Origin of the sequence: Streptacidiphilus monticola, from assembly GCF_042658505.1 — a bacterium.
GTDB classification, from domain to species: domain Bacteria; phylum Actinomycetota; class Actinomycetes; order Streptomycetales; family Streptomycetaceae; genus Streptacidiphilus; species Streptacidiphilus monticola.
Map to the genome: position 1 here is coordinate 1 of NZ_JBHSQJ010000154.1, position 18,308 is coordinate 18,308.

16 protein-coding genes and 3 pseudogenes are annotated in these 18,308 nt (G+C 72.0%); 10 read left to right on the top strand and 9 right to left on the bottom strand.

The annotated features are described in order from the left end of the window. Nucleotides 1–240, top strand: a 240-nt coding sequence (locus tag ACFP3V_RS29450) for a hypothetical protein (RefSeq protein WP_380590061.1), incomplete at its 5' end; no start/stop codon positions are given. On the opposite strand, the gene ACFP3V_RS29455 is transcribed toward ACFP3V_RS29450, so the two are convergent. Genes ACFP3V_RS29455 through ACFP3V_RS29465 form a run of 3 tightly spaced genes read right to left on the bottom strand, consistent with a single transcriptional unit; the run spans nucleotide 230 to nucleotide 3,293 of the window. Next, nucleotides 230–727 carry a hypothetical protein gene (locus tag ACFP3V_RS29455; RefSeq protein ID WP_380590063.1) on the bottom strand — a complete coding sequence of 166 codons (498 nt, stop codon included), beginning with the start codon at nucleotides 725–727 and terminating at the stop codon, nucleotides 230–232. The genes ACFP3V_RS29450 and ACFP3V_RS29455 overlap by 11 nt on opposite strands. Before the next feature lie 10 nt (nucleotides 728–737). After that, nucleotides 738–2,369, bottom strand: a complete 1,632-nt coding sequence (locus ACFP3V_RS29460) for an FAD-dependent oxidoreductase (protein WP_380590066.1) — start codon at nucleotides 2,367–2,369, stop codon at nucleotides 738–740. A gap of 21 nt (nucleotides 2,370–2,390) precedes the next feature. Beyond that, on the bottom strand, nucleotides 2,391–3,293 hold the full coding sequence (locus ACFP3V_RS29465; RefSeq protein WP_380590069.1) for an AurF N-oxygenase family protein: 903 nt from the start codon (nucleotides 3,291–3,293) through the stop codon (nucleotides 2,391–2,393). Nucleotides 3,294–3,426: 133 nt separating this feature from the next. Between ACFP3V_RS29465 and ACFP3V_RS29470 the strand changes: the two genes are divergently transcribed. Then, a complete protein-coding gene (locus ACFP3V_RS29470; protein WP_380590072.1) occupies nucleotides 3,427–4,119 on the top strand; it encodes a TetR/AcrR family transcriptional regulator in 693 nt (230 codons plus the stop codon). Nucleotides 4,120–4,126: 7 nt separating this feature from the next. On the opposite strand, the gene ACFP3V_RS29475 is transcribed toward ACFP3V_RS29470, so the two are convergent. Genes ACFP3V_RS29475 through ACFP3V_RS29490 form a run of 4 tightly spaced genes read right to left on the bottom strand, consistent with a single transcriptional unit; the run spans nucleotide 4,127 to nucleotide 7,478 of the window. After that, on the bottom strand, nucleotides 4,127–4,729 hold the full coding sequence (locus ACFP3V_RS29475; RefSeq protein ID WP_380590075.1) for a TetR/AcrR family transcriptional regulator: 603 nt from the start codon (nucleotides 4,727–4,729) through the stop codon (nucleotides 4,127–4,129). Further along, complete coding sequence (locus ACFP3V_RS29480; RefSeq protein ID WP_380590078.1) at nucleotides 4,726–4,938, bottom strand: hypothetical protein; 213 nt, start codon at nucleotides 4,936–4,938, stop codon at nucleotides 4,726–4,728. Before ACFP3V_RS29480 ends, ACFP3V_RS29475 begins: the two co-directional genes overlap by 4 nt. Nucleotides 4,939–4,983: 45 nt before the next feature. Continuing rightward, nucleotides 4,984–6,324: an acyl-CoA reductase gene (locus tag ACFP3V_RS29485; protein WP_380590081.1), complete on the bottom strand. Its 1,341-nt coding sequence runs from the start codon at nucleotides 6,322–6,324 to the stop codon at nucleotides 4,984–4,986. After that, complete coding sequence (locus ACFP3V_RS29490) at nucleotides 6,321–7,478, bottom strand: LuxE/PaaK family acyltransferase (protein WP_380590084.1); 1,158 nt, start codon at nucleotides 7,476–7,478, stop codon at nucleotides 6,321–6,323. The genes ACFP3V_RS29485 and ACFP3V_RS29490 overlap by 4 nt, the downstream gene beginning before the upstream one ends. Before the next feature lie 117 nt (nucleotides 7,479–7,595). On the opposite strand from ACFP3V_RS29490, the gene ACFP3V_RS29495 reads away from it, so the two are divergent. Continuing rightward, nucleotides 7,596–8,456, top strand: a complete 861-nt coding sequence (locus ACFP3V_RS29495; RefSeq protein WP_380590086.1) for a PhzF family phenazine biosynthesis protein — start codon at nucleotides 7,596–7,598, stop codon at nucleotides 8,454–8,456. A 15-nt stretch (nucleotides 8,457–8,471) separates the two neighbouring features. Here the strand turns inward: ACFP3V_RS29495 and ACFP3V_RS29500 are convergent. Then, nucleotides 8,472–8,621 (bottom strand): annotated as a pseudogene (locus ACFP3V_RS29500) (cupin domain-containing protein); the annotation flags it as partial. A gap of 190 nt (nucleotides 8,622–8,811) precedes the next feature. Here ACFP3V_RS29500 and ACFP3V_RS29505 point away from each other — a divergent pair. The 7 genes and pseudogenes from ACFP3V_RS29505 to ACFP3V_RS29535 all read left to right on the top strand — a co-directional run bounded on the left by ACFP3V_RS29505 (nucleotide 8,812) and on the right by ACFP3V_RS29535 (nucleotide 16,857). Then, nucleotides 8,812–9,846, top strand: coding sequence for a LacI family DNA-binding transcriptional regulator (locus tag ACFP3V_RS29505; protein WP_380590089.1), 1,035 nt, complete (start codon nucleotides 8,812–8,814; stop codon nucleotides 9,844–9,846). Nucleotides 9,847–9,940: 94 nt separating this feature from the next. Further along, the gene (locus ACFP3V_RS29510; protein WP_380590091.1) at nucleotides 9,941–11,224 is read left to right on the top strand and encodes a sugar ABC transporter substrate-binding protein; all 1,284 of its coding nucleotides are present in this window, start codon (nucleotides 9,941–9,943) and stop codon (nucleotides 11,222–11,224) included. Nucleotides 11,225–11,284: 60 nt separating this feature from the next. Continuing rightward, entirely contained in the window at nucleotides 11,285–12,253 is a 969-nt protein-coding gene (locus tag ACFP3V_RS29515) for a carbohydrate ABC transporter permease (RefSeq protein ID WP_380590093.1), read from the top strand. Nucleotides 12,254–12,259: 6 nt separating this feature from the next. Continuing rightward, the gene (locus ACFP3V_RS29520; RefSeq protein ID WP_380590095.1) at nucleotides 12,260–13,165 is read left to right on the top strand and encodes a carbohydrate ABC transporter permease; all 906 of its coding nucleotides are present in this window, start codon (nucleotides 12,260–12,262) and stop codon (nucleotides 13,163–13,165) included. A 101-nt stretch (nucleotides 13,166–13,266) separates the two neighbouring features. Next, nucleotides 13,267–14,274, top strand: coding sequence for a glycoside hydrolase family protein (locus ACFP3V_RS29525; RefSeq protein WP_380590098.1), 1,008 nt, complete (start codon nucleotides 13,267–13,269; stop codon nucleotides 14,272–14,274). A 23-nt stretch (nucleotides 14,275–14,297) separates the two neighbouring features. Continuing rightward, nucleotides 14,298–15,880: pseudogene (locus tag ACFP3V_RS29530) on the top strand (glycoside hydrolase family 32 protein); the annotation flags it as partial. Between the two features lie 524 nt (nucleotides 15,881–16,404). Further along, nucleotides 16,405–16,857 (top strand): MarR family winged helix-turn-helix transcriptional regulator, encoded by a 453-nt coding sequence (locus ACFP3V_RS29535; protein WP_380590101.1) that lies wholly within the window; start codon nucleotides 16,405–16,407, stop codon nucleotides 16,855–16,857. Nucleotides 16,858–16,879: 22 nt separating this feature from the next. Here ACFP3V_RS29535 and ACFP3V_RS29540 read toward each other — a convergent pair. Next, a pseudogene (locus tag ACFP3V_RS29540) lies at nucleotides 16,880–18,308 on the bottom strand (hypothetical protein); the annotation flags it as partial.

An 18,308-nucleotide genomic window follows, 5' to 3' on the forward strand; every position in this document is an offset into this window, starting at 1 on the left:
TCGGCGGACGAGATGCGCGCCGACATCGAGCGCGCACTGAACGGCCTGCCGACGGCCCCTCAGCAACCCGCCGGGGAACCGCTCCTGGCGCCCCGTCAGGCCCGGCCCCAGGCTCCGTCCAAGGCTTCCCGCCAGACGCCGCGGGTGCCCGGCGCGGTCGCCGCCCACTGGCAGACGGCCGCGCTCGGGCTCGCGGCCCTGGTCACCGCGTTCGTGCTGACCCGGTTGATCACCGGCTAGTGCCGAGCGGCCCGCGCCGGCGCACCTCCTGCACGTGGGCGAGGGCGTCGCGCAGGTCGCCCAGCCATGCGTCGGCGTTGTCGCCGACCTGCCGGACGCACCAGGCCAGGGCCTCGCTGCGACTGCGGGCGACCCCTGCGGCGACGAGGGTGTCGAGCACCTGCCGTTCCGGCTGGCGCAGGCGCGTCATCGCCGGGACGGCGAGATGGGTGAACATGATCCGCTGGTCCTCGTAGCGCACGCCCCAGGAGACCTTGCGGCCGAACAGGTCCTCGGCCTCCCGGGCCACCCGGATCCGCTCCGGGCGTGTGCGCTCGCGGAACTCCTGCACGGCCTCGGCCGCGGAGTCCCCGGCCGGGATCGGGCCGACCACCGTGATCTCCTCACGGTCGGCCGTGATCTCCGGCGCCTCCTCGAACAGTCCCTCGGGGAGGTGCTCGGCGAACCACCGCGCGACCGCTTCCCCGGTCTTGCTGCTCCTGCTCATGCAACGATGATTACACCATTACACGCTTACGGGAAGCGGCGAGCAGTTGCTCGACCGTCACGAACTTGACCCGCGGCCGGTCCGCCGCCGCGCCCCGTGCGCGCTCCGCGCGGTCGATCGCCGCCGCCTCGCGCCCGGTCAGGGCGTCCGGGCGGCGTCGGCGCAGCAGCCGGGCGAAGTCCTTGGCGCTGCCGACGGGTTCGGGCAGCACTCCGGCGCCCGCGTCGCCGATCAGGGAGGCGGCGGTCTCCTTGGCGTCGAGGCGGTTCGCGCCGATGCCGCCGTCCGGGCCGCGCTTGATCCACCCCACGGTGTACGCCCCGGGCAGCGGCTGCCCGCTCCCGGGGTCCAGGACGCGGCCCTCCCGGTGCGGCACGGTGCCGCGGTCCTCGTCGAAGGGCAGCCCCGGCAGCGGGGTGCCGCGGTAGCCGATGGCGCTGACGACGAGTTCGGCGTCGATGACGTCGCCGGCCGCGGTGCGCAGCCCGGTGACCCGCTCGTCGCCGAGCAGCTCGGCGGGGGCGGTGGAGAAGCGCAGCAGGATCCGCACCGACCCCTCGGCCGGCTGCGCGTCCCCGGCCACCGGCAGGCCGCGCAGCAGTTCGGCACCGGCGACGCGGTCGGCGCGCTCGGGCCGGGCGGCGAGCGCCCCCGCCGGCTCCGGGTGTTCGGCCAACTCCACGCTGATGCCCGGGAGTTGGGTCAGCGCATGCAGCTCCGGCCAGGTGAACGCGGCGTCCAGGGGTCCGCGGCGGCCCAGCAGCACCACCTCCCGCACCCGGGTCCGGCGCAGCGCGGCCAGGGCGTGGTCCGCGATGTCCGTGCGGGACAGCGGCTCGGGATCGCAGGCGAGCAGCCGGGCCACGTCGAGCGCGACGTTGCCGTTGCCGACGACGACCGCCCGGCGCACCCCGTCCAGGTCGACCTCGGCGGCCGGCACGTCGGGGTGGCCGTTGTACCAGGCGACGAAGCGCGGGGCGGGGATGCTGCCGGGCAGGTCCTCGCCCGGGATGCCGAGCCGCCTGGGGGCCGCGGCGCCGACGGCGTAGACGACGGCGTGGTGGTGGGCGGCCAGCTCCTCGTGGGTGACGTGCGTGCCCACCTCGACGTTCAGGAACATGCTGAGGTTGGGGTGGCGGAACAGGGTCTCGTGCCGCTCCCCCAGCTTCTTGGTGTCGGGGTGGTCGGGCGCGACGCCGTAGCGGAGCAGCCCGCCGGGCACCGGCAGCCGCTCGATCATGGTGACCTCCGCGCCCGTGCACTGCAGCAGTTCCTGCGCGGTGTAGCAGGCGGCCGGCCCGCTGCCGACGACGGCGACGCGCAGTGTCCCCGCACCGTGGGGTAGGGACGGCGGGATCTCCGGCTCGCCCCAGGCGGGTTCGGCGGTCCGGCCGCGGTAGTAGGCGCGCGCCTGCTCGGCGTAGATCCGCTGACGGTCCGTCAGAGTGTCCTCGGGGACGACGGCGTCCACCGGGCACTCGTCGGCGCAGGCTCCGCAGTCGATGCAGGTGCGCGGGTCGATGTAGAGCGCGTCGGTGGTGCCGAAGTCGGGCTCGCCCGGCGCGGGGTGGATGCAGTTCACGGGGCAGACCGCGATGCAGGACGCGTCCTGGCAGCAGGTCTGCGTGATCGTGTAGGCCATCTGGGCTGGGGTTCCTGTTCGTCAGAGCATGTGGATGCGCTGGTAGACGGCGGCCGCGGGGCGGGTGACCAGGCCGCAGCGGGCCAGGAAGTCCATCAGGCCGGCGGCGCTGGTGCGCATCTTGGCCTTGTAGTGCTCGTTGAGCCGGGCCTCGGCCAGCGCCCGCTCGGGGTCGAGCCCGGCGGCGGCGTAGACCTCGGGGCTGACCATGCTGGTGATGATGAAGTAGGACACCACGGCGATGGACAGGGCGCTGGCGCGGCGGCGCAGCCTACCGGCGTTGCGGGTGCGGTCCATGACCTCCTGGCGGGCGAAGCGCATGTGCCGGGACTCCTCGACCACGTGGATCCTGCTGGTGGTGCGGACCAGATCGAGGACGTTCTCGGCGCTCATGGCGTCGCGCTGCATCAGGTCGAGCACGGTCTCGGCGACGAGGATGCCGCCGTAGGCGACCTCGGCGCTGCCCACGGTCTTGAAGAGGCGGGCGAGTTCGACGGTGCTGCGCCGGGGGGCGTAGGACCTGATGCCCATCTTCTGGCAGGCACGGGCGAACATGATGGAGTGCCGGCACTCGTCGGCGATCTCGGTGAGCGCGAACTGGAACTCGGCGCTGGCGTAGTCGCGCATGTACTGGTCGCGCAGCACCATCTGCTGCAGGATCATCTCGAACCAGATGCCGGTGCTCATGACCGAGGCGACCTCGTGCCGGGTCAGCAGCACCCGCTGGGCCTCGGTCATCTCCTGCCACAGCGGGGTGCCGTAGAGGGTGGACCACTCGGGGTTGAACCCGTAGTGCTCGGGCGGGAGTTCCGCGTCCCAGTCGACCTCGGTGGCCGGGTCGTACGAGAGCGCCGCGGCCGAGTCCAGCAGCCGCCGTGACTCGTCCTCCACCTTGCGTTCGGCGCGCGCGACGGTCCTGTTCATCGGTGCCGTCCCTCCTCGGGAAATCCTCGGGAAGTTAGAGGTACGTCACGTACCCGTTAATGGGGCCAGAATAGGGGCGGACGGGCCGCTGCAACAGTCCCCCGCCCGGATTTCGCTCGATACACTCACCGGCATGCCGCTCACCGATCCGGAACCGCAGGTCGACGGACGCAAGGCGCGGTGGGCCGGCCAGCACGAGCGGCGCCGCGCCGAGTTCGTGGACGCCGCCCTGGCCGCCATCGCCCTGCACGGCCCCGAGGTGTCGACCCAGCAGATCGCCGACCAGGCGGGCGTCGCCCGTACCCGGCTGTACAAGCACTTCGCGGACGCGGGCGACCTGCAGCGCGCGGTCGCGCGCCGGGCCGCGGAGCAGGTGACCGAGGCACTCACCCCGGTGTGGAACCCCGAGGGCACCCCGATGCAGATGGTCACCGCCGCCGTCGAGGGCTACCTGGGCTGGCTGCGCGACAACGCGCACCTGTACCGCTACCTCAGCCGCCACTCGCTCTCGGAGGCGGCGGACGGCGCGGACGCCGCGACCGACATCCGCACCGCCGTCGGCGTCCGGCTGCACCGGATCTTCGCCGACGTGGTGGCGGCCGTGGACGGCGACACCCGCCCGACCCAGCCGCTCGCCTTCGGCATCGTCGGCTTCGTGGACACGGCCTCGATCCGCTGGCTGGACCACCCCGAAGGGCTCAGCTTCGAGCAGTTGGTGCGCCAACTCGCCCGCTGGATCTGGTGCATGCTCGACGACTCACTGCGCCAGGCCGGCTTCGTCCTCGACCCGGACCGACCGCTGGACCTGGGTCACCTGTCCACCTGACCACCCGTCAGCCCGCGTCGGAGGCCGCCTCGGCGTAGGCGATGCGGGCGATCATCCGGGCGATCCGCCGCGCGCTCGGCAGCGGCTCCCCTGCGGGCTGCACGATGTGACTGACCGTCAGCCGCACCACCGCCTCCACCGCCAGGCTGCGCGACTCCGCGTCCACCTCGGGCCAGGTGACCTGCGCGTAGGCGTCCAACATCGCGGAGGCGGTGTCGAAGACCGGCTCGGCCCGGGTGGTCAGGTAGGCGAGCAGTTCCTCGTCGCCGCCGCGCCCCGAGGTGAGCACCGACTTGACCAACGCGTTCTCGGCGGCGAGCCGGAGGGTGTACTCGATGCCGGCCGTGGCCGCGTCCTCCAGCTCCCGGTGCGCCTCCATGCGCTCCTGGATCCCGTCCAGGAAGCGGCCCAACTCCCGCTCGGCGAGTGCGAGTCCGAGTGCCTCCTTGGACCCGAACTCGTTGTAGACGGTCTGCCGGCTGAACCCAGCCTGCCGGGCCACCTCGGCCAGCCGGAGCCGGCCCCAGCCCTCGCTCGCGACGCTCGCGTACGCGGCGTCGAGCATGCGGTCGCGGACCAGCGAGCGGACCAGCTCACGGAAGGCTGTCATGGTGGCGCAAGTCTACTGACGCCGGGCGGGGTGGCCAGCCGGATCCATTCGGCGTCCGGCCGGCCCGGGACGGTGCGTCCCGCCTCCTCCCACTCGGAGGCGAGGCGGGCGAAGATCGGCTCTTTGAGCAGGGCCTGCTGCTGGGCCTGCAGAACCGTTTCCCCACGCCGCTCGCGCCGCGCTCGCCCCGGTCCGGTCGTGCCGGTCATCTGGCTGTCCCCTCGTTCACTGCGCTGACGAAGGGAACAACGACCTCACCGCTGGGTGGTCACCCGCCGGGTGTGACGCTGCAGCGCGAACACCCCGTCGTGCGGTTCGCCGACGTAGGAGTCGTTCATGGCCCCGGTGCGGGTGACCCGGACCGCGCCGGCCGCGACGAAGCGGGCCGTCAGCTCCGCCGCGTCCGCCGCGCCCGCGGCCAGGCCGACCGTCTGCAGGTAGCGGCGGGCCGGACGCAGCACAGCGGCCGCCGCGGACCGCGGCAGCGGCCGGACCCAGAGCGTGCGGTGCAGCGGCGAGGCCGTCAACTCGCTCGCGGTGTGCGCCAGTACGCACCAGCGACGGTCCGGGTCCCGCAGTACCCGGGAGACGCCGAGGTACTGCTCGAGCCGGGCCACCTCGACGGTGGTGGTGACCTCCGCCTGCTGCTGCCGGTCCAGCACCGGGTCCGGACGGTCCTGCACCTCCTTCGCCAGCGCCTCGGCGATCCGCTCGGCGGCCTCGAACAGCTCACCTGGATCGTCCGTGTCGACGAAGGCGGTCTGCGGGCTGGTGCAGGCGCGCTGGTCGTGGCGGCACACGTCACGGGCGAGCCCGGCCAGGGCGTCCGGGTCGGTCCAGCCCTCCCGGGTCAGATAGGCGAAGGAGAGCTTGGGCCCCCAGTCCACCAGCCGTGTGCCGGGCAGCAGTCGGCCCGCGACGGAGGCCACCGCCTCCTCCCCGCCCCAGACCACCACGGAGTCGGCGGCGCGGCAGACCGCGTCGAGCCACGCGCCGTTGCGGGAGGGGAAGGTGAGCGCGACGGTGTGCCGGGCCACGGCTCCTGACGGGTCGTGGGCGCCCAGCGCGTCCAGCAACCGCAGCAGGAAGCGGCCCCCGCCGCTGGCCTTGGCCACGTTGAGGTTGCCGGTGAGCAGCCCCTCGACCACGCTCCACGGCGCGGCCGTGGCGACGTTCCCCGGCAGGACGTGCGCGACGAGCCCCACCGGGGCCCAGTGCTCACGAGCACCCGGGACGTCCGGCACCGGACGCGGGAGGGCCGGCTCGGTGGTGCCGAGCTGGGCGCGGAGCACCTGCTCCAGCGCGGGACGGCGCAGCAGCGAGGCGAGGTCGGCCAGGATCTCCTCGGCCTCCGCCGCCGGGACGCCCTCCCCCTCGGTGAGCGCGAGTCGCAGCTCGGCCGTCAACGGGTGCGCCGGGTCGGCGAGTTCGGCGGCCAGGGCGGCGCATGCGGCCAGCACGCCGGCCGTCGGCAGCGGCGGCCCGGCCAGCACGTCGGCGGCGAGGTCGTCGAGCCGGGCCAGCCGGCGGCCCGCCTCCTCGTCGTCGATCCACTCGCCCTGCCACAGGTGCTTCGATGTGGTTTCGCTGCTCATATCCCCGCCTTGATGAGTTCGGACGCCGCCACGGCGCAGGAGCGGCTGCGCGAGACGCCCGCGCGGCCGTGCACGGTGAACCACGGCGTGGGCAGGCCGCAGCCGCAGTCCTCGGCCGGGCGGAGGGAGACCAGGTCGTTCATGACGATGCTGTGCGCGGGCATCGAGGTGATGAACGGCGAGACGAAGTGGGCGTAGCCGGGTTCGCCCCAGGGCAGCGGCTCCAGCGTGTCCACGGCGCGGACGAGCATCCGCCCCCAGGTGGTGGTGTGCAGCCGGTGCCGGGCGCACTCGTAGTAGGGCAGCGGGTGCTCCACCGAGCCGTAGGCCTCGCGGATCCGGTCGTCGGGGACGCCGAGCTGCTCGCGGACGCTCGCGTACAGGTCCTCCTTCGGGATGGCCCGGTCGGCGTGGCCCTTCCAGCCGCCGCCGAGGAAGACCAGCGAGCGGGGGTGCAGCCGCAGCGGCGGGACGCCGAGTCCGGCCATCCGCTCCAGGGTGAAGTGCAGGAACGCCGGGAAGCCGAGGATCCGCACGGGGATGCCCTCCTCGGCGTAGCGCAGCAACGCCTCGACGCAGCCGAAGGGGTCGAAGGCGTGGTCGGCGCCGGTGTGCCGGAGCCCGAAGCGGATGGCTCTGGCCGGGGCCATGTCGGTGACGTAGCCGAGGCCGAAGGTGGCGCCGTTGTCGAAGGCGGGCTTGGGCTCGTAGCCGTAGACCAGGTAGTTGACCTGTTCCGACGGGTCCACCCAGCCGAAGGCGTCGAAGGTGCGGGTGTCCAGCTCCTCCATGATGGCGGCGGACCAGGCGTCCAGGAACACCTGGGACTTCTGCCCGGTGGTGCCGGAGGAGGTGAGCCGCAGGGCCACGTCCTCGGCGGGGACGGAGCGGATCTCGTGCCTCTTGAAGAACGAGGCGTGGACGAACGGGAGCCGGGCGAGGTCCTCGACCCCGTCCAGCCGCGGCTCCCCGGCGTCCTTCCAGAGCGCGGCGAAGAACGCGTTGCGCTCGGCGTGCCAGAGGTTGATCTCGTTGACGGCGGCGACGAACCGCGCGTCGTACTCCGCCCCTGCCACGAACGGCGTCCGGATGTCGAACAACCGCTGTACCGCGCCCAACCGGTCCGGGTCGGGCACCTGGTGACTGCTCGTCACAGTCGATTCCCCCATCTGTTCGTGCAGTTCGTGCACGCGAGCATACGAGCGATGTGCGCGAACAGACCAACGAGCCGCCGGGGATCGCCACGGCGCGGACGGGGCATGATGCCTCGTATGGGAGGAGTACCAGCGTTCCAGGCCGCCGCCCTCGTCCGCGCGTGCGTGCGCGAGGAAGGCGAGGGCGGCAGCCCGACGGCTGTGCTGCCGGACGGCCCGTACACCGACGAGGAACGGCGCGACGTCCCGGTCCGGTCGGGGGCCTCGCACGCCGTCTTCGTCGGCTCCGAGGACCCCGCGTCCGGCGCGGTCGGACTCCGCTTCTTCACCTCCGCGGGCGAGCTCCCGGCCTGCGGCCACGGCACCGTCGCCGCCCTGGCCTGGCTGGCGGACCGGTCGGGGCGCGACGAGCTCCGGGTCACCCTCCGGCTCGCCGACCGGACGCTGCTCGGCTCCGCGGTCCGCGACGGCGCCCGGTTCCGGGCGGCCTTCCGGGCCGATCGCGTCACGGTGCGCCAACCGGCGGCCGCCGAGCGGTACTTGGCCGTCACCGCGCTGGGTCTGGCGGCCGCCGACCTCGCACCCGGCGCGTGCGTGGCGGCGCTGGGCCGCGAGCGCCTGCTGCTCCCGGTGCGGACCCGCGAGGCGCTGGCCGCCCTGAAGCCCGACCTGGACGCGCTGCGCCGGGCCTGCGACCACTTCGGCCTGCTGGGCTGCTACGTCCACACCGTCCCCACGCCCGAAGGCCGCGTCGCGGCACGGATGTTCGCGCCCTCGATCGGCGTCCCCGAGGACGTCGCGAACGCCAACAGCACCGCCTGCCTGGCCGCCCACCTCGCCACTGCCCAGGGACGCGGACAGCACCTCGACGTCGAGATGGGCGACTCCCTCGGTCACCCCGCCACTCTCGTCGCCGAGGCCCGGTCCGGTCCGCACGGCGTCACCGCCGAGGTGGGGGGCTGGGCGCAGCTGGGGTGACCGGCAGGCAGGCGCTCACCCGTCGAGGACGTGTCCGGTCGTCACGTCCACGTGGTCCGGAACCTCCTCGTGGCGATCGCCCACCGTCGGCGTCCCGGTCGGTTCGAACATGGGGATCGCGGCGCCGGACGGGGCGGACGGCCGGTGCTCCGTCCCTCGCGGGACGCCTGTCGGTGGTCGCCGCCCTGCCCGAGGGGGAGAGGTCCCGCACCGCCAGGCGCTGAACGGGCTGCGGGCAGCCGGATAACGGTCCGGCATCCGCGCTTCCCGTCCCTTGACGCTGTTTCAGGCCGACTGCATACTCGTGAACCGCCGGTTAATCGATTAAACAGACGGTGGGGAGGCGGAGCGGCCGATGGCGAAGATCCGGATGTCCGACGTGGCCGCCGCCGCCGGGGTCTCCACCGCGACGGTGTCGATGGTGCTCAACGGGGGCTCCAACTCCCGGATCTCGGCGGAGACCCAGCGCCGCGTCCGGGAGGCCGCCGAGGCCATCGGCTACGCGCCCAACTCCGTGGCCCGGAGCCTGCGGACGAGGAAGACCCACATGGTGGGCCTGGTCTCGGACTCCATCGCGACCACCCCCTTCGCCGGGCGCATGCTCGCGGGCGCGAACGACGTGGCCCGCGACCACGGCTACCTGGTCGTCCTCGTCGACACCGAGGACGACCCGGCGCTGGAGCGCCAGGCGGTGCAGGCACTGACCGGCCAGCAGGTGGACGCGCTGATCTACGCCCGGATGTGGCACCGGGTCGTCCCCGCCCCGGCCGGCCTCCCGGCGCGTACCGTCTTCCTCGACTGCTGTCCGCAGGACGGCAGTTGGCCCGCCGTCGTGCCCGACGAACGGGAGGGCGGGCTCGCCGCGGTGCGGGAGCTGCTGGCCGCCGGACACCGGCGGATCGCCTACGTGGACGCGGACGAGACGGAGGACGTCATCGCCTCCCGGCTGCGCCACGAGGGCTACCTGCAGGCGCTCGGCGAGGCCGGGATCACTCCGGACCCCGCCCTGCACGTCCGCGGCGAGACCGTGGCGAGCGGCGGCAGAGCCGCTGCCGACGCGCTGCTCGACCTGCCCGCGGACCGTCGGCCGACCGCCGTGTTCTGCTTCAACGACCGTATGGCGATGGGCGCTTACACCGCCGCCCACCGGCGCGGTCTGGACGTCCCGGGCGACCTGTCGATCGTCGGCTACGACGACCAGCAGCTCGTCGCGGCGGAACTCGATCCTCCGCTGACGACGGTCGCGCTCCCCCACTACGAGATGGGGCGGTGGGCCATGGAGGTCGCGCTCGACCTGCGCGCGGCCGACGCCGCCGCCCCGGTGCTCATGCCCTGCCCGATCATCCGGAGGGGCTCCGTGGGCCCGCCGCCGCACCCGGTTGCCGACTGAGCCGGCGGCGGACTCACTTCACTCACATGGCAGTTGGCGCTGCCATCAGCACGGGGCGGACGTTGGCGCGTCCGCTCCGGGAAAGGGACCATCAGTGCGCAAGGCCCTCTCGATCATAACAGCGGCGACCACGCTCGGGGTGCTGGCGCTCAGCGGCTGCTCCCGCGCGAGCCACGAGGTGTCGTCCGGCAACGGACCCGTCAAGATCACCATGTGGACGCACTCCGCCGGCAACCCGGGCGAACTCGCCGTCTACAAGCAGATCATCGCGGACTTCAACGCCTCCCAGTCGAAGTACCGGGTCGTCGAGCAGAACTTCCCGCAGGGCTCCTACAACGACGCCATCACCGCGGCCGCGGCCGCCCACAACCTCCCCTGCCTGCTGGACATGGACGGCCCGATCATGCCCAACTGGGCCTGGGCCGGCTACCTGCAACCCCTCGACCTGCCGTCGGACATCACCGCGAAGCTGCTGCCGACCGCCGTCGGCAGCTACCGGGGCAAGGTGTACTCCGCGGGTTACTGGGACGCGGCACTGGCGATCTTCGCCCGCAAGTCGGTGCTGACGAAGAACGGCATCCGCATCCCCACCGTCGAACAGCCCTGGACGCTGGCCGAGTTCGACGCCGCCGTCGCCAAACTCCAGGCCTCCGGCTTCCGGACGCCGCTGGACCTGGGCGCGGCCGACACGGGCGAGTGGTGGCCCTACGCCTACTCCCCCATGCTGCAGTCCAGCGGCGGCGACCTGATCGACCGGTCCACCATGAAGTCCGCCGACGGCAAGCTCAACGGCCCGGACGCGGTGCGGTTCTTCACCTGGTTCCAGCAGGTCTTCAAGAAGGGCTGGGCGAACAACAACGGCCCGGTCGGCAACCAGAACTTCATCGACGGCAAGGTGGCGCTCAGCTACACCGGCGTCTGGAACGCCCAGGACGCCCTCAAGAAGGTCGGCGGCGACCTGCTCATCCTGCCCACGGTCGACTTCGGCAAGGGGCCGAAGATCGGCGGCGGCTCCTGGCAGTGGGGCATCTCCGCGACCTGCGACGCCTCCGAAGGCGCCCGCGCATACCTGAAGTTCAGCTTCCAGGACAAGTACCTGACCCGGTTCGCGGACAGCCAGATCGTCATTCCGGCGACCCAGTCCGCCGCCGCGGCGTCGAAGTACTTCGGCCCCTCCGGCTCGCTGCACCAGTTCGCCGTGCTCTCCCAGAAGTTCGCGCTCGCCCGCCCGGCCACGCCCGGGTACCCGGTGATCTCGACCAGCTTCGAGAAGGCCGCCAAGGACATCATGAGCGGCGCCGACGTGCAGTCGACGCTCGACGAGGCCGTCAAGTCCATCGACGCCGACATCAAGGCCAACGGCAACTACGGCCAGTAGCACGGCATTCAGCCGCGGTGGCGGTCGGCTCCGGCCGCCACCGCGCGGAAAGGCATACCCATGACGGCGACTTACCGGGTGGATTCCGCCCCGGACGCGGAGGCCATCGTGGCGGCGGACACCCAGCCGCCGCGGCGGCGGCGCGCCGGCGCCATGCGGCGCGCGGAGCGGCGCGCGGGCCTGGCGATGGCCGCGCCCGCGATCATCCTGCTGCTGCTCTTCCTCATCGTGCCGGTGCTGCTGGGCTTCGCGCTCTCGTTCACCAACGCCCGGCTGATCTCCCCCGACCCCGTGCGGTTCACCGGCTTCGACAACTTCGTCCGGGCGTTCACGGCCGACCCGGCGTTCCTCCACTCGGCGGTCAACACCTTCGTCTTCGCGGCGGTGGTGGTGCCGGTGCAGGCCGGCCTCGGGCTGCTGCTGGCGCTGCTGGTGAACCAGAAGATCAGGGGCGTCACGGCGTTCCGCATCATCTTCTTCATCCCGGTGGTGACCTCGATCGTCGTGGTCTCCATCCTCTGGAAGTTCATGTACCAGCCGGACGGACTGGTCAACTCCTTCATCAACTCGATCACCTTCGGCGCCTGGCAGGGCACCGCCTGGCTGAACAACCCGAGCACGGCGCTGTTCGCCGTCATCGTGCTGTCCGTCTGGCAGGCGGTCGGCTTCCACATGCTGATCTGGCTGTCCGGGCTGCAGACCATCCCGGAGGAGCTCTACGAGGCGGCCCGGATGGACGGAGCGGGCACCTGGCGGCAGTTCCGCGACGTCACCTGGCCCTGCCTGCGACCGACCCGGATCTTCGTCCTGATCACCATCACCATCGCCGCGCTCGGCCTGTTCGTGCAGATCGACGTGATGACCCAGGGCGGCCCGGTCGACTCCACGACCACGCTGGTCTACCACGCGGTGCTGACCGGCTACCGGCAGCAGCAGGTGGGCTACGGCTCGGCACTGTCGCTGCTGTTCTTCGTCATCGTGCTCGTCATCGCGCTGGTCCAGCGCTTCCTCACCCGCGACAAGGACTGAACTCCCATGGCCGACACAGTGAGCGAGCGAAGCGAGCGTCAACTGCGGCGCAGGCGCCGGGTCTGGACCTACCTCGTGCTCAGCGGGCTCGCGGTCTTCTTCCTCTTCCCGCTGGTCTTCATGTTCGTGGCGAGCCTCAAGCCGGACGCGCAGATCCTGTCCGACATCGGCAGCTGGCGGTCCTTTCTCCCGGTGGGCGACATCAGCCTGAAGAACTACTCCGGGGTCTTCCAGCGGGTGCCGGTGGGCACCTTCATGCTCAACTCGCTGGTGGTCACCGTGGCCGTCGTGGGGCTCGGACTCGTCGTCAACTCGATGGCGGGCTTCGCGCTCTCCCGGCTGCGGTGGCGCGGCCGGGGCCTGGTGCTGAGCGTGGTCATCGCCACGCTGATCGTGCCCTTCGAGACCATCGCGGTGCCGATGGTCTACTGGGTCTCGCACCTGCCCACCCTGGTCTTCCAGGACGGCGCGATCCGCTACGACATCGGCTGGCTCAACAGCTACAAGGTGCAGATCGTCCCGTTCATCGCGAACGCCTTCTCCATCTTCCTGTTCAGCCAGTACTTCTCGACCATCCCGACCTCCCTGGACGAGGCCGCGCGGATCGACGGCGCGGGCTGGTTCACCGTCTACCGGCGGATCGTCGTGCCGCTGTCCGGGCCGGCCTTCGCCACGGTGGCGATCCTGACCTTCCTGCCCGCGTGGAACCAGTACCTGTGGCCGCTGATGGTGGCGCAGGACGAGCACCTGCGGCCGGTGATGGTCGGCATGCAGTACTTCTTCCAGGACACCACCGCGTGGGGCGAGGTCATGGCCTACACCTCCATGATCACGCTGCCGGTGCTGGTGGTCTTCCTGGCCTTCCAGCGGGCCTTCGTCAGCAGCGTCGCCGCGAGCGGCGTCAAGGGCTGACCGCGCCGCACCGTCCTTCTTCCGTGCCGGCGGGACCGGTTCGGCCGGTCCCCCGTGCCTCCGTGCCTCCGCGCCTCCGTGCGCCTCTCGAAAGGCAGGCAATGTTCACTCTGCCCGACTCCTGGGTCTGGGACTTCTGGTTCGCCGACGACGGGGAGCGGTACCACCTGTTCTTCCTCTACGCCTCGCGCGCCCTGCACGACCCCGACGCCCGCCACTACCGCGCCTCGATCGGCCACGCGGTCTCGACGGACCTGGTGCGGTGGACCCGGGTCGAGGACGCGCTGGTCCGCGCCGACGCCCCGGCCTTCGACGACCTGGCCACCTGGACCGGCTCGGTGGTCCGCCACCCCGACGGCACCTGGTTCCTCTTCTACACCGGCTCGACCCGGACGGCCGACGGCCGCAACGTCCAGCGCATCGGCTACGCCACCTCCGCCGACCTGACGGTCTGGCAGAAGGCGGACGCCAACCCGGTGCTGAGCGCGGACCCGGCCTGGTACGAGACGCTCGGCACCGGCGCCTGGCACGACGAGGCCTTCCGCGACCCGTGGGTCTTCCCCGACCCGGACGGCGAGGGCTGGCACATGCTGATCACCGCCCGCGGCACCGCGGGGCCCGCCTTCGAGCGCGGCGTGATCGGCCACGCCGTCTCCCCCGACCTGCGGCACTGGGAGCTGCGCCCGCCGCTGTCCGCCCCGACGCCGCGCGGGTTCGGGCAGTTGGAGGTCGTCCAGGTCGAGGTGGTGGACGGGCAGCCGGTGCTGCTCTTCTCCTGCCTGGCCGAACACGCCTCCGCGCAACGGCGCGCCGAGGGCGGCCCCGGCGGGATCTGGGCCGCCCCGGCCCAGAGCCTGCTCGGACCCTTCGCCGTCGACGCCGCCGAACCGGTCACCGACGACCGCTTCTACAGCGGCCGGCTGATCCGGCGGCGCGGCGACGGACCGGACGGCCGCTGGGTGCTGATGGCCTTTCACCACACCGGCGCCGACGGCGGCTTCGTCGGCTCCGTGAGCGACCCCATGCCGGTGGCCTGGGACGGCCGCCGCCTCACCGTCGCCGGCGGATCCGCCGCGACGACCGCGGAACTCGCCAGATCCGCTTCCTGATCCAGGGACGAGAGGAGTCGACGATGACTTCCCGCACCACGAGCCGCACCACCACGCGCACCAGCACCCGCACCATCACCCGCGGCCTCCGCCTGCTCACGTGCCTCGCGGGTGTGCTGGGGCTGGTGGCCGGCGCCTCGGGCCTCACCGGGCCCGGGGCCGCCCCGGCCCGCGCCGCCGACAGCTACCGCGACGTCTACCACTTCACGGTGCCGGACCACTGGAAGAACGACCCCCAGCGGCCGGTCTGGTTCGACGGCGCGTTCCACTACTACTACCTCTACAACCAGGACTACCCGACCGAGGTCGGCACCTCCTGGCGGCTGGCCACGACCACCGACAACGTCGTCTTCCACGACCAGGGCGTGGCCGCGCCGAAGAAGACCAACGCGAACTTCGACCTGTGGTCCGGCTCGGCCGTCGTCGACACCGGCGACACGGCCGGATTCGGCGCCGGGGCGGTGGTGATGATGGTGACCCAGATGGACCACCCCACCCCGCAGCAGATCGCCGACGCCTCCGGGCCCCAGGCCCAGTTCCTGTGGTACTCCACCGACGGCGGCCGGAACTTCCGTCCCTACGGCGACACTCCGGTCCTCCCCAACGGCGGGCGCAAGGACTTCCGTGACCCCAAGCTGGTCTGGGACGCGGACCACCACCGGTGGGTGGCGCTGCTCGCCGAGGGCGACCGGATCGGCATCTTCACCTCCCCGACCTGAAGATCTGGAGCTGGGCCTCCGACTTCGTCGACTCCGGCCTGGGCACCTTGGAGTGCCCCGACCTGTTCCGCATCCGGGCCGACGACGGCACGTCGCACTGGGTCCTGGGCATGAGCGCCAACGGCTACCTCACCGGCGACCCGAACACCTACGCCTACTGGACCGGCGACTTCGACGGCACCACGTTCACCCCCGACCGGAGCACCCCGCAGTGGCTGGACCGCGGCTTCGACTGGTACGCGGGCGTCACCTGGGAGGACCCGTCCGCCCCGCTGGACCGACGGTTCGCAGTGGGCTGGATGAACAACTGGGCCTACCCCTACACCACGCCGACGTGGGCGGGCGACGGCTTCAACGGCACGGACTCGATCGTCCGTCAGATCACGCTCAGGCACTACACCGACGGCTACGCCCTGGCCTCGCAGCCGACCCCGGCGCTGGCCGGCCACGCCACGGCGGTCACCGACCTGGGGCCGCTCACCGTGGACGGCACCGTGCCGCTGGCCTACCACGGCACGGCCTACCAGCTCGATACCGACATCGACTGGACCGCACTCGACAACGTCGGTCTCCAGCTGCGCCGTTCGGCCGACGGGACCCGTCACGCGGATGTCGGGATCTACCACGACCACAGCTACCTCAACCGGGGCGGAACCGGGAACCCCGACGCCACGGGGCAGCGGGAGGAGAGCCACGCCCCGTTCGACCCGGCGAGGCACCACGCGCACCTGCGCATCCTGGTGGACCGGACCACCGTCGAGGTCTTCGTCGACGACGGCCGCTACGTGCACTCCAGCCAGGTCTTCGCCGATCCGTCCGACGACGGCATCTCCCTCTACACCAGCGGCGGCAGCGCGGTGTTCTCGAACCTGAGGATCACCGAGTTCGCGAACACGGCCCAGCGTCCAGCGCGGGTGCTGGCCGACTTCGAAAGCCCCGGCTACGGCGACGGCTGGACGGCCACCGGCAGCTTCGCGGGCACTGGACCGACGGTGGAGACCCTGCCCGGCTCCGTCGGGACCTCGGTGCTCGACACCTTCGCCGGCGGCGGCGACGCCGCGACCGGAACGATCACCTCGGCCCCGTTCACCGTCGACCGGAACTTCCTGCACCTCCTGGTCGCGGGAGGCGACCATCCCCTGGGAGCCGGCCCGGCCACCGCGGTGAACCTCCTGGTGGACGGACGGGCCGTGCGCACCGCCACGGGTGACGACAGCGGCACGATGCGCCCGGTGACCTGGGACCTCGGCGACCTGCAGGGCCGCACCGCACAGCTGCAGGTGGTGGACGACGCCACCGGGGCATGGGGCCATCTGATGGTGGACCAGGCGGTGCTGAGCGACTGACCCGCAACCGGACCCGGCCCCGTCTCGTCCATACTGACCTGCAGGGACGAGCAACGGAGGGATGCGTGGACAAGCCCACGGACCGGGTCGAGTTCGAGATGATGCTGCTGGGCCGGCACGTCCACCTGAGCGCGCACTCGAAGCGGACCAGCGCGAGCCTGGACCGCAGTGCCTACATCCTGCTCAGTCGGCTCACCATGCAGGGGCCCATGTCCATCGGGCAGCTCAGCGACGCGTTCGGGCTGGACGCCTCCACCCTCAACCGCCAGACCGCCGCCATGGTGCGGGCGGGCCTGGTCGAGCGGATCCCGGACACCGAGGGCGGGATCGCGCGGAAGTTCCGGGTCACCGACGAGGGGGCGCAGCGGCTGGAGGAGGCGCGCACCGAGCTGGTGGGCGCCTTCGACAGCATCTTCGCGGACTGGTCCGCCGAGGAGGTGGCCCAGTTCGCGGTGTGCCTGGAGCACTTCAACGCGTCCATCGAGCGGCTGGACGGCCGTCCCTGGCCGAGGCCCTGAACGACCGTCAGCCGCGTCCGCGTCAGGAGACCTGGAGCGCGGTGTCGTCGAGGACGAACGACGTGGTGCCGCCGTTGGCGTCCGTCTCGGTGCCGGTGAACTTCAGCGTCACCGTCCGGCCGGCGTAGGCGGCCAGGTTGGACGTGTGCTGCGCGTACCCGGTGGCGTGGTTGAGGTTGGACCACGTGGCCAGGGTGGCCAGCACGGCGCCGCTGCCGTCGAGAACCTGCACCTTGAAGGTGTCCGGGGTGGCGGAGGTGGTGCTCTCCGTCGTGTCGATGTGCAGCCAGTAGGAGAGGGTGTAACTCGCGCAGCCGGTCGGCATGGTGACGGTCTGGGCGACCGTGTCGGTGTCGGCCTTGCCGTTGCCGTCCAACCAGGCGGTCCAACTACCGGAGTGCGCGGGCTCGTCGGCGGTGTCGTTGTTGACGGGCGACAGCCCCAGCGTGGACGTCTGCGTCCACGGCGCCGTGGCGGTCCCGTTCTCGAAGCCGGGGTCGCCGAGCAGTTGCGCGGCCGTGCAGCCGCCGCTGCCGGCCGGGTTGACGGTGACGGTGTAGCTGGTGGTGTGGCTGCCGGAGGCGGCGGTGCCGGTGACCGTGAGGGTGTAGGTCCCGGTCGTGGTCGCGGCGGTGGTGGCCACGGTGAGGGTGGCGCTGCCGCCGGAGGTGACGGTGGCCGGGCTGAAGCTCACCGTGGACCCGGGCGGACCACCCGCCGCGCTGAGCGAGACGGGCTCCGCCGCGCCGGCGGTGACCGCCGTGCTGATCGTGCTGCCGGCGCTCTGACCCTGTGTCACCGAACCGGAGGCGGGGGCGGCGGCCAGGGAGAAGTCGGCGGCGGGAGCGGAGGCGGCGACCGGGTTCCAGTAGTTCCCGGACATCACCAGGTAGACCAGCATCTTGATGGTCTCGCCGTAGTAGTGGTCGCCGAAGGGGTTGGTGGCCAGCTCGTTCCAGACGGCGTCGGTCCACGCCTGGTCCCCGGACACCATGGCGGCGGGCCCGGCCGAGTCGCCGGCCTCCTCGGCCTGGGTGTCCCCCGAGACGTTGGCGAAGGCGCAGTTGAGCTTGATGTGGGGTTGGACCTTGGTCGGGTCCCCGCCGGAGGCGGACTTGTAGCAGCTGGACTCGGCCTTCGCGACGGCGGTCGAGGTCGCCGCGGTGGTGGCGCCGTAGAGCAGGGCGTCGGTACCCATGTGCCAGGGGACGCGGATGGAGTTGTAGCCGACGATGTTGTCGGGCTGGTTCTCCTGGTAGTTCGCCGGGGCGGGCTGGGGGCTGGTGGTGTTCGCGTTGACGACGAAGTCGGAGAGCAGCTTGGCCGAGGACGAGTACGCCCCGGTGAACTCGTTGATCACGGCCTCGGTGCGGGTGACCACCTTGTTCCAGTCGTGCGCGGTGTCGTAGGCGGCGAAGGCGCGCAGGTGGTCGAGCATCATGTCGGACGGG

Excerpts from the sequence above, each read along its gene's own strand:
- ACFP3V_RS29455 (WP_380590063.1), bottom strand. The coding sequence starts at position 727 with ATGAGCAGGAGCAGCAAGACCGGGGAAGCGGTCGCGCGGTGGTTCGCC.
- ACFP3V_RS29460 (WP_380590066.1), bottom strand. The coding sequence starts at position 2,369 with ATGGCCTACACGATCACGCAGACCTGCTGCCAGGACGCGTCCTGCATC.
- ACFP3V_RS29465 (WP_380590069.1), bottom strand. The coding sequence starts at position 3,293 with ATGAACAGGACCGTCGCGCGCGCCGAACGCAAGGTGGAGGACGAGTCA.
- ACFP3V_RS29470 (WP_380590072.1), top strand. The coding sequence starts at position 3,427 with ATGCCGCTCACCGATCCGGAACCGCAGGTCGACGGACGCAAGGCGCGG.
- ACFP3V_RS29475 (WP_380590075.1), bottom strand. The coding sequence starts at position 4,729 with ATGACAGCCTTCCGTGAGCTGGTCCGCTCGCTGGTCCGCGACCGCATG.
- ACFP3V_RS29480 (WP_380590078.1), bottom strand. The coding sequence starts at position 4,938 with ATGACCGGCACGACCGGACCGGGGCGAGCGCGGCGCGAGCGGCGTGGG.
- ACFP3V_RS29485 (WP_380590081.1), bottom strand. The coding sequence starts at position 6,324 with ATGAGCAGCGAAACCACATCGAAGCACCTGTGGCAGGGCGAGTGGATC.
- ACFP3V_RS29495 (WP_380590086.1), top strand. The coding sequence starts at position 7,596 with ATGGGAGGAGTACCAGCGTTCCAGGCCGCCGCCCTCGTCCGCGCGTGC.
- ACFP3V_RS29505 (WP_380590089.1), top strand. The coding sequence starts at position 8,812 with ATGGCGAAGATCCGGATGTCCGACGTGGCCGCCGCCGCCGGGGTCTCC.
- ACFP3V_RS29515 (WP_380590093.1), top strand. The coding sequence starts at position 11,285 with ATGACGGCGACTTACCGGGTGGATTCCGCCCCGGACGCGGAGGCCATC.
- ACFP3V_RS29520 (WP_380590095.1), top strand. The coding sequence starts at position 12,260 with ATGGCCGACACAGTGAGCGAGCGAAGCGAGCGTCAACTGCGGCGCAGG.
- ACFP3V_RS29525 (WP_380590098.1), top strand. The coding sequence starts at position 13,267 with ATGTTCACTCTGCCCGACTCCTGGGTCTGGGACTTCTGGTTCGCCGAC.